The sequence below is a fragment of the Faecalicoccus sp. LCP19S3_E2 genome (assembly GCF_052121255.1).
GTDB lineage: Bacteria > Bacillota_I > Bacilli_A > Erysipelotrichales > Erysipelotrichaceae > Faecalicoccus.
In genome coordinates this window covers 258,372-284,962 of record NZ_JBQKEP010000001.1, presented here as the reverse complement: position 1 = coordinate 284,962, position 26,591 = coordinate 258,372, and the positions used below count along the sequence as shown (strand labels likewise).

The window sequence follows — 26,591 nt, the reverse complement described above, 5'->3', positions numbered from 1 at the left end:
TAAACAGATGCTGGAAAAGATTTCAGAAGAAAATATAAGTATTGGAGTTCATGCAACAGATTGGGAAGATGCCATACGAAAATCAGCACAGTATTTGCTGGAAACAAAAAAAATAGAAAACAGTTATATTGATGCAATGATTGAAACTGTACATAAGATTGGACCGTATATCGTATTAGGCAATCACGTAGCTTTAGCACATGCTAGACCAGAATGTGGAGTAAATCAGTTATCTGTGCATTTTACAACATTAAATCCTCCTGTACCTTTTGGAAGTGAAAAATTTGATCCTGTTTCTTTGGTAATCACATTAGCAGCAGTAGATGCTGATAGTCACCTTGAGTTAATCAGTGAATTAGCAAATGTATTGATGGATGAAGAAAATGTTGATAAGCTTGTAGAGTCAAAAAATGCCTCAGAATTTTTGAGGCTGCTTAATGAAATGAAGGAAGAATAAATTTATGATCATAACATTTGATATTGGAGGAACATCTATAAAATATGGACTTATAGATGAAAAAAAGGGTGAATTAACATTTGTAGAACGTGGCGAAGTAGATACAGATGCCAAGGTTATCAAGGGGCCGGGTATTTTAAAAAAAGTAGAATCAATCATTCAGGAAAATCAAAAGACTTACGAAATCAAAGGAATTGCTATTTCGACTGCAGGTATGGTGGATGCGCAGAAAGGTTCAATCATTTATGCAAATGAAAACATTCCGGAATATACAGGAATGGGATTAAAAGCCTATTATGAGCGTGTATTTGGCATTCCATGCTGGATGGAAAATGATGTAAATGCTGCAGCGTTAGGAGAAGCAGTTTTTGGAGCAGCTCAGGGAGCACAAAGTGCGCTGATGTTAACAATCGGCACAGGTGTAGGTGGAGCATTGATCATTGATGAGCAAGTATATCATGGTTATAGTGGTAGTGCCGGAGAAATTGGGTATATGTGGCTGAATGGAAAGCATTTTGAAAATACAGGTAGCACGACAGCTTTGGTGCATTATGTAGAGGAAAAGACATCTCAAAAAGGACTGAACGGTAAAATCATCTTTGAAAGAGCCAAGCAGGGTGATTTAATGTGCGTAGAGGCTATTGATGTACTTTGTAGAAACATCATACAAGGCATCAGTAACTGTGTTTGTTTATTCAATCCTCAGGTAGTGGTTCTTGGTGGGGGAATTATGGCTCAAAAAGAGTATTTAGAGCCTATTATGCAAAAATATATGCAGAAATTTTTGAACGAAGAGATGTATAGGAATACAACTCTGAAATTCGCAACTCTACAAAACCAGGCTGGTATGGCTGGAGCTTATGCATATTGGCTTAAACAAGAACTATAAAATGGGACCTGTTGAAACAAACAGGTTCTTTTTGAATTCCGTGCTTGACTTGTCTTTCAAAACAAGGTATTTTGATACCAATGACACAAGAAGAAAAACAAGAAAGAAAACAGAAAACACGCCATACATTGAATGAGCTTTTAGTTGGATTGTTTAATTATATTCTATATATTGAAGCCAATAACCTGAAACAAAAGGGTGTAGAGCTGTCGATTACAGAAGTTCATATTCTGGAAAGAATTCAAAGAGCTAGTTCCAATACGATGAGCCATTTAGCCAGAAGTTTAATGGTGACATCAGGGACTTTGACAACCAATGTTTCTCGTTTGGAAAAGAAGGGTTATGTAGAACGTTATCGTGATGAAAATGATCGTAGAATTGTCCGATTAAGAAATACACCTAAAGCGTTGGATGTACTAAAGATTCATGATGAATTCCATGCGAATATGATCGATAAAGCTATTGGTGATCTAGGTTTGGAAGAAAATGAAGTCTTAAACGAGGCATTGGAAAATATCTTAGAATATTTCAGCGATGAATATTCGGATCAAAAGAGAGGAGCATAAACTGCCGCAAGGCAGTTTTTTTGTCAAAACTTTACACATATAAAGACAAGAAATAATCATAAAATCAATTGTAAAGTTAAGTATAAAAAGAATTTCAAAATAAATTTGATTTTAAAATGTCAATTATATTGACATAAACTGACATATTGATATACTTACTATGTAAGCGCTTAAAATTTGAATCATGTAATGAAAGGAGAAAGGATATTGTATTGACCGTCAGATGAGTCTCTACAATATATCAAGAAGAAGAATGTGATAAAAAAAGAATATGATGTTATTGTTGCTGGTGGAGGAATGTCGGGTACTTGTGCAGCAATTGCAGCTGCTCGCAATGATATGAGTGTTCTGTTGATTGATCAGAACGGATATTTAGGAGGCACGTTAACTGCAAATGGTGTAGGACCTATGATGACTTTTTTTGCAGGAGAAAAACAAGTTATTCAAGGTATTGGAGAAGAAATCGTAAAAAGGTTAAAAGAAAGAGGGTATTCGCCTGGGCATGTTTATGACTCTACTCATTATATTTCTTATGTGACGCCTTTTTCTGCGGAAGGATTAAAAATAGTTTTAGATGAAATGGCTATAGACAGTAATGTTACGCTCTTATATCACACCTATATTATCGGTATAAATAAAAACGGGAATACAATTAAATCGATTGATATTGTAAATAAGGATGGCATATCTACTATAAATGCAAAAATCTTTATTGATGCGACAGGAGACGGTGACTTAGCTGTTGAGGCCGGTATTCCATTTACATTAGGTAGAGAATCAGATAATGCAACTCAACCGTTAACAATGAATATGAAAGTATATGGAGTTGATACAAGTAAATTGAAGAAAACAGTTTTACAGAATCCAAAGAAATTTCCAAGGCTAAACAGAGATATAGAAGTGATGAAAAAAGTAGAAGCATTATCATTTGTAGGCTTTGAAGAAGAGTTCAAAAGGGCGAAGGAATTAGGAGAGATAACAATACCTCGAGAAGATGTATTATTCTTTGAAACCAGTACACCAGGTGAATATATTATCAATACGACTAGGATTATTAATGAAAACGGTGCCTCAGCTCTAGGATTGACGAATGCAGAAATCATAGGACGTAAACAATGTGAAGAGTTATACAAGTTTCTTATAAAATACGTTCCAGGTTTTGAAAACTCTAAGATTGCTTATACTGGTCCTAGTGTGGGTGTAAGAGGATCGAGACAGATTCAAGGAGTTTATAAGTTAACAGGTGAGGATCTATTGGAACAAAAAAGATTTAACTCAGTCATAGCTCATTCTGGCTATCCGATAGATATTCATAATCCTAAAGGAGAAGGAACACTGTCTGTACACGTAAATAAACAAGAAGAGAGCAAAGAAGCAAAATTCGATCGTTCGACTTTTGATAGTTATTATTCAATTCCATATGAAATTATGATCACAAAAGAAATTCAAAATTTGATTGTGACCGGAAGGTGTGTCTCCGCCTCTTTTGAGGCACAGGCAGCAATCCGTACAACGCCAACAATGACAGCATTGGGGCAAGCAGCTGGTACTGCTGCTGCATTAGCAATACAAACAAATCAATCTGTTAATAAAATAGACATTAAAAACCTTCAAAATCTTTTGATTGCGCAAGGTAGTTATATTGAGAAAAAATAAGAGGGAGAAAATATGGAAACTATCCAGTTAATAGGAATTTTATTGGTGTTTTTTATAATGGTAGGTCTGATGATGGCAAGAAAGCTACCAACTATTATTGCTTTACCAGTAATGGCAATAGCTATATCTTTTATAGCGGGTGTAACATTTATGTCTTCTGATCCTGAAAAATTTACGATTGTAAAAGATGTATTAGAAGCAGGTTCAATGAGAATGTCAACGGCTATTTCAGGTTTAGTATTTGGTGCGATTTTTGGGAAAGTTCTTTCAAAAGTTGGAGTTACAGAGACTATTATAAAAAAAGCTGCCGAGTTGGCTGGAGACAAAGCATTGCCAATAGCACTTGTGTTTTTGGCAGTATGTTCAGTAATTTTTGCGGCTAGTAACGGATTAGGAATGGTGATTTTGGTTGGAACAATTATTATTCCAATTATGATTTCTGCAGGATTGTCTCCTATGATTAGTGGAATTATTCTATTATTATCTAGTGCCATTGGGGTAACATTCTCTGTGAATACACTTGCAGTTTATTTAGATGTTTTAAAGTTGGATTTAGATGTCGTGACAGGTTATTCTTGGATGGTTGGACTTCCTTTAATTATCGTATCTGTAATTATGATTATTTATTATATCCAGTTTCAAGGAAAAACAAGTAAAGCTTGGGCTATGCCTAATAATGCAAGAAATGGACAACAGGTTCGAGCAATTGCATTAATTTCACCGATTGTTCCGGTGGCATTAGTTTTTGCGTTTAAGGTACCTTTAATTGCATCCATACTAATTGGGATAGTAGTTGCTTTGGTATTATCTACTCCAAAAAATCCAATTCATGTTGTTTCATCTGCATTTGTTGAAGGAATTCAAGATGTTGCAGGTGCAATGGGATTAATGATTGGTATCGGAATGTTACTAAATGCTGTAATGTCCAGCGAGGTATCTGCTATCTTGTCACCGGCTATTTCCTTAGCGATTCCTAAAAATCAATTAATGTTTGTCCTGATTTTTGGCTTATTGTCACCATTAGCTATTTATCGAGGACCTCTAAATGTTTGGGGATTAGGATCGGGGATAATATCATTATTAGTTGCAAGTGGTATGAATCCTGTTGCTGCAATGGTAGCACTTCGTCTAGATTCAAATGTACAAGCAGTGTGTGATCCAACAAATTCACATAATGTATGGATTGCAGATTTCACGAAAACAGATGTGAATGAAATTTTAAAGAAGACTATTTTATGGATTTCAGTTTCAACGCTGATTGGATTAATTATATCGTCATTTTTCCTATACTAGAAATTTGAGGTGTTAAAAGTGGGAAAGAAAGTTAGAATTGGCATTGATGTAGGAGGAACTTTTACAGATGCTGTAGCTATAGATAATGAGACATATGATGTTATTGCGAAGATGAAAATTCCTACTACACATAAGGATGGTGTAGCAAAAGGTATTGTAACAATCATTCAGAAGTTATTGTCTGAAAATAATATACTTCCTGAAGATGTTAGTTTTATTGCCCATGGGACAACACAAGCCACAAATGCATTATTAGAAGGCGATGTAGCAAAAGTAGGTATAATCGGCATGGGAACAGGAATGGATGCTCGTTCTGCAAAAAAAGAAACATCCATTGAACATATTGAATTAGCACCTGGAAAATATTTAACATCTACTCATGAATTTATTGATTCTTCAGAAATAAATGACGAGATGTTGGGGGAAATAATCAGTAAATTAAAAGATGCTGATTGTGAGGTAATTGTTGCATCCGAAGCATATTCAGTAGATGATCCGGAAAACGAGAACAAAGTTATAAAAAAGGCGCAGGAGCTGGGTATGTTCTCAACAGGAGGACATGAAATTTCACAACTTTATGGATTAAAAATGCGAACTCGAACTGCTGTGGTAAATGCCTCATTGATTCCGAAAATGATGCAGACAGCAGATATGACAGAAAAAGCAGTACAAGATACTAAAATTAAGTCCAATTTAATGATTATGAGGGCGGATGGTGGAGTTATGAGCATTAATGAAGTTCGTCAACGTCCAATTTTAACGATGCTTTCTGGTCTAGCAGCTGGTGTTGCCGGAGCTCTAATGTATGAAAAAGTTTCGGATGGAATTTTCTTTGAGGTCGGAGGGACATCTGTTGATATCTCAGTCATTAAAAATGGAAAAGTAATGATCAAGTATGCACAAGTGGGAGGACATAAAACATATTTGCGTTCCCTTGATGTTCGAACATTAGCAGTGGCTGGTGGATCTATGATACGAGTTAGAAATGGGGAAATCTGTGATGTTGGTCCGCGATCAGCTCATATTGCGGGTCTAGATTATGAGTGTTTTACAGATGCAGAGAATTTAAAAGATCCACTTATATCTTTTATTTCACCAAGACAAGGAGATCCAGATGAATATGCAATCATTACAGGGGAAAAAGGCACATCGTATTCTTATACTTTAGCAGGTGCAGCTAATCTCTTAGGATATGTTCCAGCTGGAGATTATGCACAAGGAAATCAAGAAAGTAATATTGTCGCATGGAAGGCATTGGGAGATTATTTACATATATCTGCAGAGGAAGCAGCGCAAAAAGTAATTGATTTGGCAATTTCTAAATTAGAGCCAGTCGTACAAGAATTAATCAACGAATATGAAATTGATCCTGGATTTGTGATGTTGGTTGGAGGCGGTGGCTCAGGTGCAGTTGTAGTTCCGGCGCTTGCTAAAAAGCTAGGCTATAAATGGAAAATAGCTAAGAATGCCCCATATATTTCAACCATCGGAGTAGCTTTGGCTATGGTTCGTGAGCAAATCGAACGCTCTATTGCAAATCCTACAGATGAAGATATCAAAAAGATTCGTTTAGATGTTATTGAAAAGATTGTGCAGTCAGGAGCACAAGAAGAGACAGTAGAAGTAAGCATAGAAGTTGATTCACAACGGAATATAGTTCGTGCAATCGCAACAGGAGCTACGGAGATGCGTCAAAAAAATTTGAAAAATTCGATCATTAGCCAAGAAGAATTGATAAAATTGGCTTCTGATGCATTAGGCGTAGATTCTTCATCAATAAAACTTATTGCCCAAACAGGCCGTTGGAATTTAATGCATTCCCAAACTATTAAAAAGAAATTTATTTTTAAACAAAAGAAATCGGATGTTTGTATGATTGATCGTGAAGGTGTTGTGCGATTCAAAGGGAGTAACACATTCTACCATATCTTTGAAAAGCGAGAATTAGAAAGTTCATTTCTACCATTTGTTGACGAACATACAATATATTCAGATGCAAATGCAACGATTCCCAAAGTCTATCTTTTCTATAAAGAAAAGATGTTAGATTTAACTGGAATGCAAACTATTGAGCAACTAGTTTCGATTATGGAAGTGGAAATTGAATCTTTAACAGATACAGATACAATATTTGCAGTGGCATATCAATAAAAAAGGTAAAGGTATGATTGATTATTCAGATGATTTTTTAGGGTATTTACAACTTAAACAAGATTTATTATTCAATAAAATTCCAAAGAAAAAAATTTTGTATTATATACAAGAATCATTAGATGAAGGAAAAAAAAGAGCAGCTGAGTTTAAAAATATGAGTATCAAAGATATTATTACTCAGCTGAATATAGATGTTCACTATACAGAAGAGAATGGTGACTTCTTTAAAGTTAAGTTTAGGGCTCAGTCGTCGATCGACAGGGAAGGAAAAATAAAAATTCTTCTTTATAAACCATCTGTTCAAGAACTTGCACAAGCCAACACAGTATCTTTTGAAGAAATGTGGGAAATTATACTTGCTCATGAATGCTTTCATTTTCTTGAGTTTTCCAGCAAAGAAATTGTTTCCGAAAAACTAGATTCAATATCAACTATTAAAATATTAAATTATACTAGAGAGGCTAAGATACAATCTGCTAGTGAGATTGCGGCAAATGGATTTGCAAAAGAGTTATTGCATCTTACTTATTTGCCAAACTATTATGATTATGTATTTATGCTCAAGGAAGGGAGCATAACATATAGTGATATTGAAGACGAATATCAGGAATTTACAAAATTATTTTAAAAAATGCCGGGACTCCATTCTCAAACAAGAGGATGGAGTTCTCTTTTTGAAAAGATATTTTATTGCGTATAAAATATTATATAATGATTGTATCGAAATGGAGGAACTATGAAATCACCAGTTGTTTTAAAAATTATTTCACTTGAATCTTCATTTACATCCAGCGAATATGAAATCAGTCAATTTGTTATAAATAATCCAGACTATGTAATTGCTAATTCGATTTCTGAATTAGCAAATAAGATAAATACATCGGAAGCAAGTATAAATCGATTTTGTCGAAAAGTAGGTTTTAAAGGCTTCAATAAATTTAAGATGGCTTTGGCGCAAAGTAATACACAGTTGGATAGAATGTCAGAAAATGAAGTGGATGCAGATAATCTTTTGGATTATATTACTTATGATTATCAACAGATGATTTTAAGTACATGTGCTTTATTGGAAAAGGAGGATATTGAAGAAGTAGCTTCTTTGATTCCATTAGCTTCAAAAGTGTTTATGTATCCTATATACACAACATCATTTGTTGTAGGAGAATTTTCTTTTAAACTTCGCCAATTAGGAATAGATGTAATAGAACTTAAAGATCATCTTGAAGCCCAGCTAGCTATAGAATATATGAACTCGGATTCTTTATTAATTACTGTTGTTCCATCAGTCACAAGCAAGGGTGTTTTACCTTTTTTAGATAAAATTAGGACGAAAAATGTAAAAACTGTTTTAATATCTGAAAATGATAATCCTAAATTAAGTGACCTGATAGATGTTAAGATTTTGATACCTGGATCAATGACTGCCAAAAACCCATTAGTAATTTCAAATTCTCCCATGATATCTTTAGTATTCGATATTATTTATGCGACTATATTAAAAAATAATAAAGCGTTTCGTCAAAGAAAACTAAGTAGTGATACAATTATTGATTCTTTCGAAGCGGCAGAGTCTGCTCGATATGAATGGTAAGAGGAATAGTTATTTGATTGATTGCTAAATTTAGAGTATAAGATACTTTTCTTTTAAAAATGATTAAAAGTTTACATATTTATTAAACAGGATAATTTACTTTCTTTTTCATGATATATCTCATTAAGGCTCAATCATATATAAGTGTGATTGAACCTTTTTTAATCATAATATGTATTGAACATATTATCCTATCGAAAATATTAAGGACAAATTGTTAAATACTTTCTTAAATTTCAATGAAAATATAAAAAATAAAAAATTTTTCAAAAAAAAGTCTGAACTTTGAATTTTTATATGTATATAAAATACAGAAGATCTTCAAAAAGCATATAACAAAGGAGATGAAGTGTAAATAAAGACAGTATTACGAAGAAATTATTTGAAGATAAAGAAGTATTCGCAAGCTTTATCAATGGTGTGATCTACCATGGAAAGAAAATCCTTTCCTCTCATCATTTAAAAGAAATCAATCTTTCTACGATCAGTGACAGCTTCAAGGAAAGAATACGCGATATCGTACAGGTCTATCAGACAGGGGATGAGATCTTTGCCCTCTATCACAACGAAAGTCAGTCCGTTGTGGATTTTTCCATGGTCTTTCGCATGATGGAATACCAGGCAGAACTGTACTTAAAGAAATTCAAAGAGAATCACAGACACAGAGAAAAACTACCGCCGATCATCAGTGTGGTGTTCTATACAGGGAAAGAGGAATGGAAACAGTACAGAAGTCTGTATGAATGTGTTCAGCTATCCAAAGAGATCGAACCATGGATCAGCGACTATAAGCTGCATGTGTTTGGGTGTGCCCAGAATGAGATCGAATTTGATAATATGGATTTAAATTTCTTTGCATGGGGACTAAAATACAGTTATCAGGACAAATGGGAATATTTAATGACCAAATTCAAAAACAAGATCATAAAGAGAAGGACGATGAAAATGTTATCGGAGATGTGTGGACAGAAGGAGGAGTTAAAAGACATGGAAGAAAGAGTTGAAGTCACTCATGAACTGGGCAGTTATCAAAGAAGAATGATCAATCAGGGGATTGAACAAGGAATACATCAAGGCGAATGTAATGTAATTAAAACTCTGTCACAGACAATGTCAGTGGAAGAAATCTCAAATGCAATACAAAAACCAATTGAAGATATTAAAAGGATTTTAGAATCCAGATAGTCAAACTAAAAAAGGCAGGATTGAAGATAATGATTTTGTCCTGCCTTTTTACCAATATAGAAAAGTCTTTAGCATAAGTGATATTTTTTTAATGATGTAATGCTTGTTTTGCCAATGAATGATAATGATGCGCTTGTTCTAAATCATGAATATTTTCATATTGTTGAGCAATGAGTGTATATATGGATGCCTGCTTTTCATTTTGATACTGTAAAGCCTGTTGTTTTAATGGCTCAATATAGTTAGCTTTATGATCAAGAAAAATATCGTAGATCATTTTAGCTTCTGCATACATAGGGTTGTTTGAATCCATTTTTTCTAAGATTTCTAAACAGTGGCCTTTATCTTTTTGTTCTAAATAATAATTAAAGGCAATATGAATAATTTCGTTTGATCGTGCCTCATTTAGCGGCATTTGTAAGAGTGTATTCAATTGATTTTGAACGCCTTGCTTGTTTTGTTCTATTCTATATCGATTCAATAATACATATTCTTTTGTATATTTATCGATGAATATTCGATTGATTGAATTATTTAATAGTTGGTCCATTTTTATAAAATTTTTTTCTTTTAAATATGTAAAAAGCTTCTTTTTTTGTCTATAAGAAAAGAGTATAAATAAAATGACAAAAATAAATAGAAGAAACCCTGTAACTAAATAAATCATATCTATTCTCCTCGTATAATTAGAACGCGTCTTTTAAAGAAGTTGTCAAAGATTGAATAAAGGCTTCATAGGTTGGATTCTTCAATATCATATCTAATGTGTCATCATTTCGTACTAAATTAGAAAGATAATGCCAAATCTGAAAAGCTTTTGGATTGTTTTTTTCAACAGATACCAACATAATCAGCTGAACCATATGTGATGCATCCCAGCGTATCGGTTTATCTAATATCGCAACCGAAACAAAAGTATCTTTGGACAATGGAGTTAAGGGATGTGGTACCGCAATATGGTTTCCAAAATATGTAGGAGAAATATCTTCTCTGGCTTCAATTGTTTCCATGAAGTGATCCGGAAGTTCATACTTTTTAGAGGCGTTGTCACAAAGTTGTTTCAAAACTTGTGATTTGGATGATAAAGAACCAGAAAAGAAACAATCTTTATCAAATTTATCCAGAATGCTCTTGATGCTGGTATAACCATTGATTGCCAAATTGATGCGGTCAAAGTCTTTTTCATCTGGAAAAATATTGATCTTTGTGATTCCGCCTTTGTACTTATCCATATCATCATCGGTCGAAAAAATCGCATCGTAGTTTTCAATATCGTAATCATCAGAGTTTGAGTCGGCAAAAGTGACTTCTGAAATCTGGTTAGGGAACCAGCTTAAAATTCTATGGCGCAAAAGAACTGTTTCAGACTTTCGCAGTGTCGTTAAAATCAGAACTCTCTTATTAAAATTGACTAAATTTAACTTTTCCAAACCGTAGTTAAAATACAATGCCAAAAATGAAACTTCATCTTGTGAAACATCTAAATCAAAATGTTTAGATAATAAAATGGAGAAGTAAATCGCAATATCATAAGCAAGAGGAAATGTTTGGCGAATTTCAGGAGCCATTTCATTTTCTAACTGTGTTCGAGAACGTATGCGATAAAACATAGGGATCAGATGAAGAGCCAAATATAGTTTCATGGTTTCATCCGTTTCATAGTTTACGCTGAATTTTTGGTGAATCAGGATAAAGGCCTGATTGATAAATTCGTTGATGTCTGAGCGTAATTCGTTATCTTGCCAATATCGACCTTTTCCAAGGATGGTTTGCGTTAATAAAATAGTTTCATTTTGGAAAGAAGTAACGCTGATATTATAAATTGGTAAAAAATGGTTCAAGATATTTTCGCTGATCTTATATTCGATTCGATCCATGATATCTTGATCTTCCTGCATTTCCACAACGTTTCCATGTTTTACACGATGCACGGCAAGGGCGACATGGGTTGTGATGTTTTGTAGCGATTGCTCATTAATCTGATATTTAAAACGAATAAAGGCATCCGCTACAATATTGTAGATCCTTCCTAAGTTTTCGGAAATTGCATAGGGACTTAAATTATCATAAATCATATCGTTTTGTATCATGCAGAGCCGTTTATCAATTTCTCGTCCCTCAATCTTATATCCGTAGTTTGTTTTATATACTAGAGATAACTTATATTTTTTTAGCTTTTCACGAACTTCATGAATGCTTTTATATAATGTAGATTCACTGATATATAGTTTTTCAAATAATGTGTATTTCGATACATAACCGGTAGAATCTAATAAAAGTTGAATCAGAGTGAGTGTACGGTCACCCTGCTGTTTTTTAATAGCTTGATTCATTTGTTTTTTAGAAGATTCAATAGTCATATAGGCTTGTTCAGAATTTTCTGTCACTACACGTGTGCCTTTTGAAGGGAGAGTCTGCAATTCAAAGGTGTTTTGTTTTGCACTGAATTGTTTGATTGCTTTCATGTCTGTTTTGATTGTGCGTACGCTGATACCAAATAAATCCGCAAGAGTTTTAGAAGAATAAAATTCACCTTCGTGATGTAACAAATGCTCAAGGATTTCATATTGTCTTTTTGTCATCATCTGTTATAGAGTCTCCTTTCCTTTTTAAGTATATATGAACTGAGATTCTTTTTTTTTTGATTTCTTTGCACCATTCTTAGTGCAAAGAGATAGGCAATTTTCTTTTACAAAGTTGCACTAAAATAGTGCAAAAAAATACAAAAAAAGAAGTTTTGAATTGCACCAATCACGGTGCAAATCTTCAAGAAAAAACATAAATTCTGAATGCTATACTGAGGATGAAATTCAAAGCGCTATGAATCAGTCGAAAGGAGAATTCAGATGGAAGAACAACTTTCTATTTTCATCTTCAATCATGGTCGGTTCGGAGAAGAACTGATTAAAAGTGCCGAGCTGATCACAGGAAAGATTGATAATATTCAGGCTTTCTCTTTGTTGCCGGGTATGTCGATTGAAGATTTTTATGAAAAGGTAAAAGAACCGGTACAAAAAAAGGAAGGAAAAAAATTGATTCTTTGTGATCTGTTTGGTGGAACACCATGCAATGTAGCGATGATGATTTCTCTACAGCAGAAAATTGATATTGTCTGTGGAGTAAATCTGCCCATGTTGATTGATGTGGTGTTATCCAGAGGATCAGGAAAATCATTGGATGAAATTGTAAAGGGTGCATTGGAAACCGGTCAAAAGTCGGTTAGCACACCGGAAAAGATACAGAGAGGGTGAGAGAATGGCAGGTATTAAATTGGCACGTGTGGATTTCAGATTGATGCACGGACAAGTGGTGACAACCTGGATCCAGCAAGTATCCGCAAATGCGATATTGATTATTGATGATAAATTAGCATCGGATAAATTTTTGGCACAAGTTTTCTTGATGGCAGCGCCTCCGGGTATTAAGATTGCGATCAAATCAATTAAGAAAGCAGTTGCCGGTGTTGAAAAAGGTGCTTACAACAACTTGGATCTTCTGGTTTTGTTTAAATCTGTAGAGAATGCGAAGAAAGCAATTGATGCAGGATTCCCTGTAGAAAGTCTTCAGATTGGCGGACTGGGAAGTGGAACGGATAAAGTAATGATCTCCAATGAAATTTCATTAAGTCAGAAAGAAGCTGACATGTTGGAAGAATTGAATAATAGAGGCATAAAAGTCACTTTACAAGTAACACCAAAAGATCCGCTTATTACTTTGGAAGAAGCGTTAAAAGAAGTTAGGAAATAAGCAGGAGGAGAGAATATGAGTTTTGGATTAGCTTTAACGTTTGGAATCTTATATTGGTTCGCAACGAACAAACTTTGGTATGGTTGGCTGCATCTGACAAGACAACCGTTAGTATTGGCAGTTCCTATTGGATTGATCATGGGAAACTTAGAAGATGCGATGAAGATTGCCGCATCTTTACAGCTGATTTACTTGGGTGCCATTGCACCAGGAGGTACTTTACCTTCTGATGAAGCTCTGGCTTCCTGTATAGCGATTCCGTTGGCACTGGCTGCCGGTTTGGAACCAGAAGTTGCAACCACATTGGCAGTTCCGGTAGGACTGTTAGGTGTATTGATTGATAATATCAAACGTACTTATCATTCTTATTTTGTACATAGAGCAGATTTGGCAGCAGCCAAGGGCGATACCAAAGGTATGGGACGTAATGAGTTTTGGTATCCTCTATGGTGTTCACTTCCTTTAAGAATCATTCCTACAACATTAGCTTTGATGTTTGGTACAGATGCTGTGGCAGCTTTCCTGGAAGCAATTCCGGCATGGGCTACAAATGGTTTAACTGTTGCCGGTGGTTTGTTGCCAGCTCTTGGATTTGCGGTAACGATTATGGTAATTGGTAAGAAGGAACTGATTCCTTACTTTATCTTAGGTTTCGCGGTATATGCATTCTCTGGTATCAATACAATCGGATTGGCCGTAATTGGTATCTGTATCGCATTCTTGCAGTCACAGTTTGCGCCTAGAGCACAAGAAGGATCATTGGCTACCGCTGCCGTAGAAGATGATGAAGGCGAAGAGGGGGATTTCTAATATGAGTCAACATACATTAACAAAGAAAGACGTCGTTCGTGGTTGGGCCAAGTATTACACTTGTGCAGAAGTCAGTTCAGGTTTTGAACGTTTGACAGCACCGGCATTCTCCTTTGGGATGAATGATATCTTAAAGAAACTATATGGTGATGATCATGATGAATACATCAAAGCGTTAAATCGTCATTTGATGTTCTATAACTCTGAAGCTACTTGGGGATCATTGATCTTTGGTATTACATGCGCATTGGAAGAAGAACGAGCTACGATGCTTCATGAAGGAGCACCGGCTGAAGAATTGGAAGCTTCTTCGGAAATGATCTCTAACTTAAAAGTTGGTCTGATGGGACCGTTGGCCGGTATCGGAGATACGGTTAACCATGGTATGCTTCGTCCATTATTGTTGTCGATGTTTATTCCAATTGCATCGGCTGGATCTTGGATTGCCGGTATTGGCCCATTAGTAATTTGGGCTGTTGCAATTTCGATCTTTGCCTATATTTTAGTGACAAGAGGATATGTACAAGGACAAAAATCGGTTGTGTCAATCCTGAAATCAGGAAAGCTAAATCAATATATTCAGATGGCCAGTGTACTAGGTCTGTTTATGATGGGTGTACTTTCCAGTACTTACGTTAAACTATCAACCGCTATTTCCTGGACTAATGCTGTTGGAGAAGAACAAACTTTACAGTCTGTATTGGATGGAATCTTCCCGAATGTATTGCCATTGTTAGTTGTATTTGGTGTGTATTTCTATATTAAGAAAGCCGGACCGAAATATGTACGTATTCTGATTTCGATTCTGGTGATCTCGGTAGTATTGTCATTCTTTGGAATTGTTTAGGAGGCATCGTTATGGATAATGAAAAATGGATCAGTTTAGATGGTAAGGTTGCAATCGTAACCGGTGGAGCTATGGGTATTGGTGAAGCTATCGTCAAAGATTTAAAAGGATGTGGAGCCAAAGTCGCAATTTTTGATATGGCAGACCCAAAAGAAGAATCTTTGGATGAAAATACAATTTTCGTTAAACTTGATATTCGCGATAAAGAAGCTGTGGAAAAAGCAGTACAGCAGGTTGTTGATACATTTGGTACAGTTGATGTGCTTGTCAACAATGCAGGGGTAACACGACCTCGAATTTTGGTTGATTACTATGGAGAACAGCCACAATATGAGCTAAATGAAAAAGATTTCGACTTCATGGTTAGTATCAATGAAAAAGGAACGTTTATCGTATCACAGGCTGTTACTCGTATATTCTTTAAAAAGAAATCAGGCGTTATTATCAATATGTCATCTTGTGCAGGCTTAATGGGATCCAGAGGGCATAGTTGTTATTCCGCAACAAAAGCTGCGATTCATGCCTTTACAATTTCATGGGCTAAAGAATTAGGCCCTTACAATATCCGTGTTGTTGGGGTAGCACCGGATATTTTGGATAGAACACCAGCGAATAATGACGAAAAATATCGGGCACAAGCCTATGGACGTGGCTGGAGCGTAGATACAAAGCCGGAAGAATTCTTTAAAAACTACAAGAAGTCCATTCCGTTAGGAAGGCCGGGTCATCTATCAGAAGTTGCAGACTTGATCTGTTATCTGGTTTCTGATCATGCAAGCTATATTACGGGTATTACCATTCCGGTTTCCGGAGGAAAAAGTAAAGGATAAAAACGAGCCTGCGGAATGCAGGCTTGCTTATTCTAAAGGAGTTTAACTATTATGAAAAATGCAGTAATTATCGGTGCTGGGCAAACAGGTCGAGGTTTCATTGCTCCAATTCTTCAAGATGATGAATATACAATCACTTTTATTGATAAGGATGAAGAATTGATCAAATCTTTAAATCAAAAGAAAGAATATTCAATTCGCTATTTTGGTAATACAGCACCAACTAGAAAAATCGATGCGTTCAAAGCTTTCGCATCTACTTCAGGAGAAGCGGTAGAGGCCATTAGAAATGCAGATGTGATTTGTACAAGTGTTTTTTCCAGTCATTTGGCAGAATTAATTCCTTTGTTTAGGGAGGTTGAAAAAGAACGAAAAACACCAATGCAGATCATATGCTGTGAAAATGGGGTGAATGTTAAAAAAGATCTTGTTGCCGCAAAGCTAAACGCATGTATTACAGAAGGAATCATTTTTTGTACGACACTTCGTCCCAATAAAGATTCACTAGATCTTTTATGTGAAAACATACAAGATTTACCGATTGATGTTTCAGTCGAAGGATTAACAGTATCTGTCAGACGCATGCCGTTAGAAAGAAAATTTGCGGATTTAATCCAAAGAAAAATTTATACATATAACTTCATGAGTGCAATTGTATCGTATTTAGGATGGTATAAAGGATATGAAATATATGGAAAGGCTGCTAACGATTCAGATATTGCTTATGTAATAGAAAAAATCAAACCAGTCGTAAGCAGGGTCATTGCTCACGTTTATGCGATTTCTGAGGAAGAACAATTGGCTTTTACACAGCGTGCTATTGATAAGTTTCAAAATGAGGAAATCATTGATACGATTTATCGAAATGCCAGACAGGCGAAAAGAAAGTTGGGAGCGAATGAAAGAATTTTATCGCCTATGCGCATGGCTACCCAACAAGCAGAAGATATCACGTGGATGAAACTGATTGCGGTTGCGGCTATGGATTATGCGGTTTGCGAAGAAAACGAGGAACTGGAATCAGTATATCAAGATTTACAGGTATTTCTTTCAGAAAAAGATATACTTGATATCCGCAACTTGTTAGAGAAGTTTCAATCCAAAGAGTCATTATCAAAAATGATACAAAGTTTATGATTCGTGTAGCTTTTTTTGATATTGATGGTACTTTATTGGAAATGGGCAACCCTCATATGTCAGAAAGTACCATACAGGCTTTGTTCCAATTAAGGGAAAAAGGAATCAAAATTGTTATCGCAACAGGAAGGTCTACATTAAGGATGCCGGAACTTCCTATATCGCTTGATGGTTATATTAATTTTAATGGGCAATATTGTGTAGTAGAAAATAAAATTATTTATGAAAATTGCCTTCAAAATGATGAAGTACAAAAAATCATAGAGAATGCTCATGCTATGAATAAAGGTGTAGGATTGGCAGGATTAAATTTCTTCGGATGCAATCTTTATGACGAAAGATTGGCCAGATATTTAAAAAATACCAGACCAGACTATCCTTTGTTGAATAATTTTAAAGATCATGCAAAAGAAAAAATATTTCAAATGGTGATACCGGTATCTAAAGAAGAAGAGGAGATTTTGTTTAAAGGTACAAAGAACAGTAAAGCGGTGCGATGGAGTTCGATGGCTGCCGACATCATTCCAAAACAAGGTGGAAAACAAATTGGTATTCAAAGAGTACTGGATGCTTATCATATTTCCAATGAAGAGGCTATTGCCTTTGGAGATGGAGAAAATGATATACCGATGTTGAAGATGGTAGGCTGTGGTATTGCCATGGGGAATGCATCAAATTTAGTGAAAGAGGTGGCCGATCATGTCACTGATGTTGTGCAGAAAGATGGAATTTTAAAGGCTTTAAAAATATTACATATCTTATGAAATCGGGGAAATACGGAGACTAAAAGGGTTTCCGTATTTTATTTTTTCGTAAAAAATCATAAATTTTGAATATCAAACTATTTACTTTGAAAGTCAAAGTAACTATAATACCTTCGTTAGATGTTTTGAATGTCAAAACAAATAGGAGGAAAAAGTTATGTTTGAAGAAATTAAAAAAGTATTGGTAGATGCGATCAATGTAGATGAAGAAGAGATCAATCCGGAAGCAAAATTAAATGATGATTTAGGAATTGATTCTTTGGCCGCTGTTGAATTGGCATTGGAACTGGAAAATGAATTCGATATCCGTATTGAAGATGAAGAACTGGCTAAATTGGAAACAGTTCAGGATGTTATGGATATCATTGAAGCAAAAAAGAAGTAAGTTAATAAACAATCAATGAGCTAAGCAAACTTGGCTCATTTTCAGTAAGGAGCGATGGATATGGAAACAAATCAGATCAGAGAAATCATTGAAATCTTTGAAGCTAGTGGACTTTCTCATATGGAACTGGAAGAAGGAAATCTGAAGATTCGTTTGGAAAAACCGGCTACACCTTCTATGAATGCACCGGTGACACAAATTGTGCACACCCCGATGCCAAAAGAGGTGGAGAAAGTCAAACCTGAAGAAAAGATTACGGTCAATTCGCCATTGGTAGGAACGTTCTATCGGGCAAAATCGCCTAAAGATAAACCTTATGTACAGGTAGGAGATCTCGTTCATGTTGGTGATGTGATTTGTCTGGTCGAAGCCATGAAGACCATGAATGAGATTCAGTCGGATAAAGAGGGAACCGTCAAAGAAGTTCTGGTAGAAGATGGAGCGATGGTGGAATTTGATCAAGCCTTGATCGTATTAGGAGATATGGAATGATCCGCCGTTTACTGATCGCCAATCGAGGAGAGATTGCGGTTCGTATCCTTCGTGCCTGTAAGGAAATGGGCATTGAAACCGTCGTGGTGTATTCCAGTGCCGATAAAGAGTCATTGGCGGTACAGTTAGCCGATCAGGCGGTTTGTATCGGTCCTGCCATGGCTAAAGAAAGCTACCTGAATATGCATATGATCTTACAGGCGGCTTGTTCAACGGGTTGTGATGCGATTCATCCCGGTTATGGCTTTTTAAGCGAGAATGCCAAATTTGCTCGTTTGGTTCAGGAATGTGACATGATCTTTGTCGGTCCCAGTCCACGCTTGATTGATTTGATGGGAGATAAAACACAGGCTCGAAAACGGATGAAGGAAGCTGGTGTACCGGTCGTTGAAGGCTGTGAGGATTCATTGACAAGCTTAAAACAGGCTAGATCCATGGCCGATTCCATCGGGTATCCGGTCATTATCAAGGCCAGACATGGCGGTGGCGGACGTGGTATGCGTATCGTTTATCAGGAAGATGAGCTGGAAAATGCGTTTATCGAAGCCAAACAGGAAGCTAAAGCTTGTTTTGAAAACGATGAAGTGTATATGGAACGGTATGTACAAAATCCTAAACATATCGAAGTACAGCTGTTAGGCGATCATTATGGTCATGTGATTCACCTGTATGAAAGAGATTGTTCGTTCCAGCGAAAAAATCAAAAAATAATTGAGGAAGCACCTTGTTCCATCTTAAAGGAAGAAAATCGTCAACGCCTTCTACAAAGTGCCGTAAACGCCGCAAAGTCGATTGGTTATGATTCTGTGGGAACCATGGAGTTTTTGATGGACTCTCAGGGACGTTTCTACTTTATGGAGATGAACACACGAATTCAGGTCGAGCATCCGGTAACGGAAGCCATTACCGGTATCGATCTTATCAAATGGCAGATTCGTGTGGCCGCCGGTCAAAAACTGACGATCCAACAGGAAGATGTTCACTGCAACGGTTATGCGATGGAATGCCGTATCAATGCCGAGGATGTAGCTCATGATTTTGCACCGAATCCCGGCCCGATTCACTTTATGCATACACCGGGCGGCTTTGGTGTTCGTGTGGATACAGCTGTTTATAATGGCAGCGTGATTTCACCGTATTATGATTCGATGATCTTAAAGCTGATCGTGTTTGCCCCTACTCGTTTAGAGTGTATCAAAAAGATGCGGGCGGCTTTGGAAGAAACGATCATCGTTGGTGTAAAAACAAATATTGAGTTTAATTATCTGGCATTATACCAGAAGGAATTTATCGAAGGCAGTCATAATATTGGCTATGCCCCGATCTTATTAGAAAGGTTGAAGGAAAATGGACAGTTTATTTAAGGAACGGAAAAAACGTCTGGATATCTTTCATCAGTGGCGTAAAAAGCCACAGCCCAAGGCCAAAGAGATTCCGGATCATGTTTTTATGACCTGTTCGCATTGTCATGCTTCTATTGCGACAATGGATCTGATTCAGGATCAATATGTCTGTCCAGTTTGTCATCATCCTTTTAAGATATCGGCTCGTGAACGGATTCGTCAGGTTGTCGATGAGAATACTTTTAAAGAAACGGAAGCGAAAATGATCAGTATGGATCCCGATCATTTCCCCGGCTATCAGGAAAAGTTGGAACGTATGCAACATCAAACGGGTATGCGGGAAGCTGTGATTACCGGAATCGGAAAGATTCAGGGACATCCGTGTGTGTTGGCAGTCATGGATTCCAATTTCTTTATGGGAAGTATGTCCGCTGCTGTTGGTGAAAAAATCACACGTGCCATTGAACTGGCCATCAAAAAGAAAGTGCCGGTCATCATCTTTTGTACCAGTGGTGGAGCGCGTATGCAGGAAGGGATTCTTTCGCTGGTGCAAATGGCTAAAACATCAGCCGCTTTAAAGAAACACAGCGATGCCGGTTTACTATCCATTACCGTGTTGACCCATCCGACCACCGGCGGTGTCAGTGCCAGCTTTGCGATGTTAGGCGATATCATTTTAAGTGAGCCTTATGCCCTGGTTGGGTTTGCGGGCAAGCGTGTTATCGAAGATACGATCCATGAAAAGCTGCCGGAAAATTTTCAGACAGCTGAGTTTGTCTTGGAGAAGGGGTTTATCGATCGTATCGTACCTCGTGAAAAGATGAAGCAGGAATTGGGAATGTTGCTGGGATTTCATTCCGGAAGGAGTGCATCATGAATTTAAAGGAAGCACAAAAACAAATCAGTGAGATCAAAGCCCGTCAGATGGCATTGGATGAAAAAGATATTGATACCTGGCACCAGTACCAGAAACAAATTCGTAAGCTGGAACAGGAAACCATATTAACCCCCTGGGATCATGTGGAATTAGCGCGGCGTCCTGACCGCCCGAAAGCCCAGGATTATATAGAATTGTTGTTTGATGATTTTATGGAGCTGCATGGTGATAGAAGGAGCTTAGATGATCCGGCCATGTTGGCAGGGATTGCCCGATTCCATGGCATCCCGGTTACGATACTTGCACAGTCCAAAGGGAAAACGGTGGAGGAAAATCTTCGCCAGCATTTTGGAATGCCACAACCCGAGGGCTACCGCAAGGCTCTTCGCCTGGCGAAACAGGCGGAGAAGTTTCACCGCCCTGTCATCACATTTGTCGACACGCCTGGTGCCTATCCGGGCAAGGAAGCCGAAGAAAAAGGACAGGCACAGGCTATTGCTGAATGTTTATACACTTTTTCCTCTATACAAACGCCTGTGATCTGTTTCGTGCTTTCTGAAGGTGGCAGTGGCGGTGCACTTGCGTTAAGTGTCGCAGATAAGATCTTTATGTTGGAATATGCAGTTTATTCGGTTCTTTCACCGGAAGGCTTTGCCTCGATTTTGTGGAAGGATGGATCGCGTGTAAAAGAAGCCTGTGATGTCATGAAGATGACAAGTGCAGATCTTTTGGAAAGAAAGGTCATCGATGCCATTGTTCCAGAACCATTCGGAGGAGCTGCTACCGATATTCATGGTGTGGCTGAAAAGATGGATCAGATGCTTCGTCAGGCACTGGAAGAAACACTGCATACCAAGGTGCGTGCTTTAGTGGATGCACGCTATGAAAAGTTTAGACGTTTAGGAGATGGCGCATGGAAAATGTCAAAATAGTAGGATGTGGCTATGCCAGAGCCTCTTCAAAAATAGAAAATGAAGCTTTAAAAAAAGCGGTGGATACCAGTGATGAATGGATCCAAACTCGTACCGGTATTGCTTCTCGCTATATCTCTGAAACAGAGAATACCAGTGACTTAGCTATACGTGCGGCGCAAAAAGCTATACAGAATGCGCAAATCAATACCTCACAGATTTCCATGATCATCGTGGCAACCTGTACACCGGATAACGTAACCCCTTCGGTTGCCTGTATTGTGCAGGAAGCATTAGGGTTAAATGATAAACCGGTCATGGCCTTTGACATCAATGCCGCCTGCAGTGGATTCTTGTTTGCCCTGCAATGTGCAGCTTCGATGCTTCAAAAGGGATATGCGTTAGTCATTGGAGCCGAAACTCTATCCAAGATCTTAGATTGGAGCGATCGCAATACGTGTGTATTGTTTGGAGATGGAGCCGGTGCGGTTTTGATACAAAGAGCGCAGGATGGTTCTACAATGGATTTCTATGCTCGCTCTAAAGGCGATAAAGAACATGCGCTCTATTGTGCCGGACGATCTTTACAGCCGGATTTTGAGAATGTAGCACAGGATAAACCGTATTTATCCATGAATGGTCGTGAAGTCTTCCGCTTTGCGATTCAGGCGATGCCCGATGCGATCTATGGAGTGTTACAGGGACAGCCGGTAGAAGAGATGGATTTGATGATCCCGCATCAGGCCAATATGCGCATTTTAGAATATGTCAGTAAGAAAATGAAATTCCCAATGGAGAAGATGTTTGTCAATCTGGATCAGTTTGGTAACACTTCGGCAGCCAGCGTGCCGATTGCGTTAGCACAGGCATGGGAAGAACACAAAATCAAAGAAAACATGGATCTGGTACTGGTCGGATTTGGAGCTGGGTTTACCTGGGCCGCCTGTAAGATCCATATCGAAGGAGGAAAACACCAATGATGATCAACCAGATGTTACAAATCACATATCCTATATTTCAGGGAGCTATGGCCAATATTGCGACAGCTCGCTTTGCAGCCGATGTATCCAATAGTGGCGCCTTAGGTATTTTAGGAACCGGTGCAATGAATGCGGCACAGGTTGCCGAAAGTATTGATGAAATTCGGACATTAACGGATAAACCGTTTGGAGTCAATGTGATGTTGATGAATCCGGATACCGATACGATCATGCAGGTGATTGCCGAAAAAAAAGTTCCTGTCGTAACAACCGGTGCCGGAAATCCCGGAAAATATATGGAAATGTTAAAGGCTAGTGGAACCAAAGTCTTTCCAGTCGTAGCCAGTGTAGCGTTGGCAATCCGAATGGAAAGAGCTGGAGCCGATGGCATCATTGCCGAGGGAACCGAAGCCGGAGGACATGTCAATGAACAAACAACGATGGCATTAATCCCACAGGTTGTCGATGCGGTCAATATTCCGGTCATTGCGGCCGGTGGTATTGCCGATGGACGAGGCTTTAATGCCGCTTTATCCTTAGGTGCTGTTGGTGTACAGGTAGGAACTTGTTTGTTGGCCAGTGAGGAATGTCCGATTCATGAGGCTTATAAAAATGCGGTTTTGAAGGCCAAAGATACAGATACCGTGGTTACCGGAAGAACATTAAATACGCCGGTTCGAATTTTAAAGAATTCAATGAGCCGTCAGTATTTAAAGTTGGAAAAAAGTGGAGCTAAGCCGGAAGAAATGGAAAAGCTGACCTTAGGTGGTTTGCGCAGAGCTGTTTTTGAAGGAGACATGAAAACCGGTTCGGTCATGATGGGACAGGTTGCCGGTCTATGTAAAGAAATTCGTCCGTTAGCAATCATTTTTGAAGCGATGATGCAGGATTCAAAAAGACAGTTTGAAGAACTTAAACAGAAAATTGAGGCCTTAGAATGTTAAAACCGGTAAAGATCAAAGATAAGGTCTTGGAAGTTCCGATCATTCAAGGTGGAATGGGAATCGGCGTTTCTTTATCTAACTTAGCTCTGGCTGTTCGAAAAGAAGGCGGCATGGGTGTGATATCTGCCGCTATGCCAGGCTTTCAGGAGCCGGATTTTGAAACCCAGCCGATTCAGGCCAACATCCGTGCGCTTCAAAGAGAAATTCAGAAAGCTAAGATGACCGAACGTGGTTTGTTAGGTGTCAATATTATGGTGGCCAGTCAGAATTATGGAACCTATGTCAAGGCAGCTATAGAAGCCGGTGTTGATGCGATCATTTCCGGCGCTGGATTGCCATTGGATCTGCCCAAATACAGCAATGGTAATGTCTTGTTGGCGCCTATTGTATCCAGTGGAAAGGCGTGTCGCCTGATCTGTCGAAGATGGGATTCGCATCATAACACAGCACCGGATTTTGTGGTCATTGAAGGACAGAAAGCCGGCGGACATTTAGGCTTTAAGCTAAAGGAATTACAGGAAGGCACTTTTCAGTCACTGGAAGAAATCTTAGAGGATGTTCAACAGGAACTGGAAGTCTTTCGTCAAAAATATCAAAAAGAAATTCCGGTTTTTGTAGCCGGCGGCGTTTTCACTCATGAAGATATTGAACATTTCATTGAGTTGGGAGCGGATGGTGTACAAATGGCTACACGTTTTATCGCTACCAGAGAATGTGATGCCCATGAAAACTTTAAACAGATGATCATACAAGCTAAAAAGGAAGATATCGTATATGTCAAAAGCCCGGCCGGTTTTCCCGGAAGAGCGGTTCGCAATGCCTTTGTTCAAAAGACAGAGAAACAGGCAAATCAAAGAATCACAAATTGTTTAGGTTGTATGATTCCTTGTCATCCTGGTGATACACCATATTGTATAACACGAGCTTTGATTCGTGCGGTACAGGGAGATCAGGAAAATGGTTTGTTTTTTACAGGAACCAGTGCGGAAATAATAAATGAAATGACAGATGTACATACATTGATGGAAAGCCTGAAAACAGGCAGGAAAGGATAACTTATGACAACAGCATTTCTGTTTGCGGGACAGGGATCTCAGATTGTCGGTATGGCCAAGGATTTTTATGATCATTGTCCAGAAAGCCGAGAGCTGATGGATTCCTTTACATGTGATTATGATATCAAAAAGTTGTGTTTTGAAGGACCACAGGAAATTTTGAACGATACAGCCTATGCCCAAAGTTCAATCGTAGCGGCTTCTTTAACGATTTTAGAAGCCATTAAAACAAAAGGAATTCAGGGTGATGTTTGCGCCGGTTTATCACTTGGTGAATACAGCGCGTTATGTTATGCCGGAGCGATGGATGCCCAAAGTGCTATTGATATCGTTCGTCAAAGAGGAATTTTGATGGCTAATGCCTTACCGGCCGGGACAACAGGAATGTCGGCTGTTTTGGGGTTATCGGCAGAAAAGATTGAAGAGGTTTGTAAGGAGATACAAAGTAAAGGGCTGGTTTTAGAAATTGCCAATTATAACTGCCCGGGACAGATCGTTGTAACCGGACAAAAGGAAGCCTTAAAGCAGGCAGAAGCTTTGTTGATGGAAAAAGGAGCACGAAGAGTACTGCCTTTAAGTGTCAGTGGTGCTTTCCATAGTTCTTTACTGCAGGATGCCAGTCTGGAACTGGAAAGGGTCTTACAACAAAGCAAGTTAAGTCTGCCAAAACTTTCGGTCTATCACAATATCAGTGGCGATAAAGAAACAGTAAACTCTACCGAAGATCTGATTGAAATCTTGAAACAACAGATTTGCCACAGTGTACGCTTTGAACAGACGATTCGCAATATGATTCGTGATGGTGTGGATACCTTTGTAGAGATCGGACCGGGAAAAACATTAAGTGGATTTGTGCGAAAAGTCGATCGAAGCGTAAAGGTTTATACGATCAATACGGTAAAAGATCTGGAAGGAATGGTTGAAGCATGGAACAAGTAGAAAAGACTGCACTGGTCACAGGGGCCGGAAAAGGAATCGGTAAAGCCATTGCCCTGGCATTTGCGCAGGCCGGTTATAATGTAATCATTAACTATAATGGTTCAAAAGAAGCGGCACAATCGGTACTAAAGGAAGCCGAAAGCTATGGCGTTAAGGCGATTACGATACAGGCGGATATATCCAATGATGAACAAGTTAAAGCGATGATCGATCAGGCAATGGAGCAGTTTAGTCGTATTGATGTGCTGGTCAACAATTCTGGAATCAATAAAGATGGATTGATGATGCGAATGAGTTTAGAAGATTTTCATAAAGTCATTGCGGTCAATCTGGAAGGAACGTTTAACTGTATCAAACATGTATCACGTATCATGATGAAACAACGTTCTGGTTCGATCATCAATATGTCCAGTGTAGTGGGTTTGATCGGAAATGCCGGACAGGCAAACTATGCATCCAGTAAAGCCGGTGTGATAGGTCTGACAAAATCGGCAGCCAGAGAACTGGCATTACGACAGATTCGTGTCAATGCGATTGCGCCGGGATTTATCGATACGGATATGACAGCCAAACTGGCAGAGAAAGATAAAACAAAAATGATGGAACAAATTCCATTAAAAACATTTGGAAAACCGGAAGATGTAGCCAATGTATGCGTAGCACTGGCCAGTGATGCGTTTAGCTATGTAACCGGTCAGGTCATTCATGTCGATGGCGGCATGGTCATGTAGGAGGGTCC

Annotated in this window: 28 protein-coding genes; 26 read left to right on the top strand and 2 right to left on the bottom strand. The window is 38.0% G+C overall.

Features of this window, described 5'->3' with window-relative positions; translation table 11 throughout:
* Window positions 1-7 precede the first annotated feature (7 nt).
* The 9 genes from ACTQX6_RS01475 to ACTQX6_RS01435 all read left to right on the top strand — a co-directional run bounded on the left by ACTQX6_RS01475 (window position 8) and on the right by ACTQX6_RS01435 (window position 9,791).
* Entirely contained in the window at window positions 8-457 is a 450-nt protein-coding gene (locus ACTQX6_RS01475; protein ID WP_117445972.1) for a PTS sugar transporter subunit IIA, read from the top strand.
* 4 nt (window positions 458-461) lie between these two features.
* Entirely contained in the window at window positions 462-1,346 is an 885-nt protein-coding gene (locus ACTQX6_RS01470; RefSeq protein WP_168966410.1) for an ROK family protein, read from the top strand.
* A gap of 80 nt (window positions 1,347-1,426) precedes the next feature.
* Window positions 1,427-1,912, top strand: a complete 486-nt coding sequence (locus ACTQX6_RS01465; protein ID WP_022790063.1) for a MarR family winged helix-turn-helix transcriptional regulator — start codon at window positions 1,427-1,429, stop codon at window positions 1,910-1,912.
* A gap of 255 nt (window positions 1,913-2,167) precedes the next feature.
* Entirely contained in the window at window positions 2,168-3,568 is a 1,401-nt protein-coding gene (locus ACTQX6_RS01460) for an FAD-dependent oxidoreductase (RefSeq protein WP_220412065.1), read from the top strand.
* Window positions 3,569-3,580: 12 nt separating this feature from the next.
* Window positions 3,581-4,861 (top strand): citrate transporter, encoded by a 1,281-nt coding sequence (locus ACTQX6_RS01455; protein WP_272005154.1) that lies wholly within the window; start codon window positions 3,581-3,583, stop codon window positions 4,859-4,861.
* 18 nt (window positions 4,862-4,879) lie between these two features.
* Entirely contained in the window at window positions 4,880-7,012 is a 2,133-nt protein-coding gene (locus ACTQX6_RS01450) for a hydantoinase/oxoprolinase family protein (RefSeq protein ID WP_294688663.1), read from the top strand.
* Between the two features lie 13 nt (window positions 7,013-7,025).
* Window positions 7,026-7,643, top strand: coding sequence for a hypothetical protein (locus ACTQX6_RS01445; protein WP_117445969.1), 618 nt, complete (start codon window positions 7,026-7,028; stop codon window positions 7,641-7,643).
* Between the two features lie 108 nt (window positions 7,644-7,751).
* A complete protein-coding gene (locus tag ACTQX6_RS01440) occupies window positions 7,752-8,606 on the top strand; it encodes a MurR/RpiR family transcriptional regulator (RefSeq protein ID WP_117445968.1) in 855 nt (284 codons plus the stop codon).
* Between the two features lie 366 nt (window positions 8,607-8,972).
* The gene (locus ACTQX6_RS01435) at window positions 8,973-9,791 is read left to right on the top strand and encodes an Rpn family recombination-promoting nuclease/putative transposase (RefSeq protein WP_294686563.1); all 819 of its coding nucleotides are present in this window, start codon (window positions 8,973-8,975) and stop codon (window positions 9,789-9,791) included.
* An 88-nt stretch (window positions 9,792-9,879) separates the two neighbouring features.
* Here ACTQX6_RS01435 and ACTQX6_RS01430 read toward each other — a convergent pair whose 3' ends face one another.
* Together ACTQX6_RS01430 and ACTQX6_RS01425 are read right to left on the bottom strand one after the other, a co-directional pair.
* Window positions 9,880-10,458, bottom strand: coding sequence for a hypothetical protein (locus tag ACTQX6_RS01430; protein WP_117445966.1), 579 nt, complete (start codon window positions 10,456-10,458; stop codon window positions 9,880-9,882).
* 19 nt (window positions 10,459-10,477) lie between these two features.
* Entirely contained in the window at window positions 10,478-12,376 is a 1,899-nt protein-coding gene (locus ACTQX6_RS01425; protein WP_117445965.1) for a BglG family transcription antiterminator, read from the bottom strand.
* Window positions 12,377-12,637: 261 nt separating this feature from the next.
* Between ACTQX6_RS01425 and ACTQX6_RS01420 the strand changes: the two genes are divergently transcribed.
* The 17 genes from ACTQX6_RS01420 (at window position 12,638) to fabG (ending at window position 26,583) form a co-directional block, all read left to right on the top strand.
* Window positions 12,638-13,042 carry a PTS sugar transporter subunit IIA gene (locus ACTQX6_RS01420; protein ID WP_117445964.1) on the top strand — a complete coding sequence of 135 codons (405 nt, stop codon included), beginning with the start codon at window positions 12,638-12,640 and terminating at the stop codon, window positions 13,040-13,042.
* Window positions 13,043-13,046: 4 nt separating this feature from the next.
* Window positions 13,047-13,538 (top strand): PTS sugar transporter subunit IIB, encoded by a 492-nt coding sequence (locus tag ACTQX6_RS01415; protein ID WP_117445963.1) that lies wholly within the window; start codon window positions 13,047-13,049, stop codon window positions 13,536-13,538.
* 15 nt (window positions 13,539-13,553) lie between these two features.
* Complete coding sequence (locus ACTQX6_RS01410) at window positions 13,554-14,348, top strand: PTS mannose/fructose/sorbose/N-acetylgalactosamine transporter subunit IIC (protein ID WP_320863129.1); 795 nt, start codon at window positions 13,554-13,556, stop codon at window positions 14,346-14,348.
* 1 nt (window position 14,349) lies between these two features.
* Window positions 14,350-15,195 (top strand): PTS system mannose/fructose/sorbose family transporter subunit IID, encoded by an 846-nt coding sequence (locus ACTQX6_RS01405; RefSeq protein WP_205140433.1) that lies wholly within the window; start codon window positions 14,350-14,352, stop codon window positions 15,193-15,195.
* Between the two features lie 11 nt (window positions 15,196-15,206).
* A complete protein-coding gene (locus tag ACTQX6_RS01400) occupies window positions 15,207-16,025 on the top strand; it encodes a sorbitol-6-phosphate dehydrogenase subunit (RefSeq protein WP_117445960.1) in 819 nt (272 codons plus the stop codon).
* A gap of 51 nt (window positions 16,026-16,076) precedes the next feature.
* On the top strand, window positions 16,077-17,162 hold the full coding sequence (locus ACTQX6_RS01395; protein WP_294686548.1) for an NAD(P)-binding domain-containing protein: 1,086 nt from the start codon (window positions 16,077-16,079) through the stop codon (window positions 17,160-17,162).
* Window positions 17,159-17,926: a Cof-type HAD-IIB family hydrolase gene (locus ACTQX6_RS01390; RefSeq protein ID WP_272005174.1), complete on the top strand. Its 768-nt coding sequence runs from the start codon at window positions 17,159-17,161 to the stop codon at window positions 17,924-17,926. Before ACTQX6_RS01395 ends, ACTQX6_RS01390 begins: the two co-directional genes overlap by 4 nt.
* A 157-nt stretch (window positions 17,927-18,083) precedes the next feature.
* The gene (locus ACTQX6_RS01385; RefSeq protein ID WP_117445957.1) at window positions 18,084-18,311 is read left to right on the top strand and encodes an acyl carrier protein; all 228 of its coding nucleotides are present in this window, start codon (window positions 18,084-18,086) and stop codon (window positions 18,309-18,311) included.
* 60 nt (window positions 18,312-18,371) lie between these two features.
* A complete protein-coding gene (gene accB / locus ACTQX6_RS01380; protein ID WP_168965287.1) occupies window positions 18,372-18,803 on the top strand; it encodes an acetyl-CoA carboxylase biotin carboxyl carrier protein in 432 nt (143 codons plus the stop codon).
* The gene (accC, locus tag ACTQX6_RS01375; RefSeq protein WP_441657223.1) at window positions 18,800-20,167 is read left to right on the top strand and encodes an acetyl-CoA carboxylase biotin carboxylase subunit; all 1,368 of its coding nucleotides are present in this window, start codon (window positions 18,800-18,802) and stop codon (window positions 20,165-20,167) included. Before accB ends, accC begins: the two co-directional genes overlap by 4 nt.
* Window positions 20,151-21,023 carry an acetyl-CoA carboxylase, carboxyltransferase subunit beta gene (gene accD, locus ACTQX6_RS01370; RefSeq protein WP_294688002.1) on the top strand — a complete coding sequence of 291 codons (873 nt, stop codon included), beginning with the start codon at window positions 20,151-20,153 and terminating at the stop codon, window positions 21,021-21,023. The genes accC and accD overlap by 17 nt, the downstream gene beginning before the upstream one ends.
* Window positions 21,020-21,955 carry an acetyl-CoA carboxylase carboxyltransferase subunit alpha gene (locus ACTQX6_RS01365; RefSeq protein ID WP_117445953.1) on the top strand — a complete coding sequence of 312 codons (936 nt, stop codon included), beginning with the start codon at window positions 21,020-21,022 and terminating at the stop codon, window positions 21,953-21,955. The genes accD and ACTQX6_RS01365 overlap by 4 nt, the downstream gene beginning before the upstream one ends.
* Window positions 21,937-22,914, top strand: a complete 978-nt coding sequence (locus ACTQX6_RS01360) for a beta-ketoacyl-ACP synthase III (protein WP_294688001.1) — start codon at window positions 21,937-21,939, stop codon at window positions 22,912-22,914. The genes ACTQX6_RS01365 and ACTQX6_RS01360 overlap by 19 nt, the downstream gene beginning before the upstream one ends.
* Entirely contained in the window at window positions 22,911-23,858 is a 948-nt protein-coding gene (locus ACTQX6_RS01355; protein ID WP_294688000.1) for a nitronate monooxygenase, read from the top strand. The genes ACTQX6_RS01360 and ACTQX6_RS01355 overlap by 4 nt, the downstream gene beginning before the upstream one ends.
* A complete protein-coding gene (locus ACTQX6_RS01350) occupies window positions 23,852-24,913 on the top strand; it encodes an NAD(P)H-dependent flavin oxidoreductase (protein ID WP_294687999.1) in 1,062 nt (353 codons plus the stop codon). Before ACTQX6_RS01355 ends, ACTQX6_RS01350 begins: the two co-directional genes overlap by 7 nt.
* A gap of 3 nt (window positions 24,914-24,916) precedes the next feature.
* A complete protein-coding gene (fabD, locus tag ACTQX6_RS01345) occupies window positions 24,917-25,852 on the top strand; it encodes an ACP S-malonyltransferase (RefSeq protein WP_294687998.1) in 936 nt (311 codons plus the stop codon).
* Window positions 25,840-26,583, top strand: coding sequence for a 3-oxoacyl-[acyl-carrier-protein] reductase (gene fabG, locus ACTQX6_RS01340; protein WP_294687997.1), 744 nt, complete (start codon window positions 25,840-25,842; stop codon window positions 26,581-26,583). The genes fabD and fabG overlap by 13 nt, the downstream gene beginning before the upstream one ends.
* The last annotated feature ends 8 nt before the right edge of the window (window positions 26,584-26,591 follow it).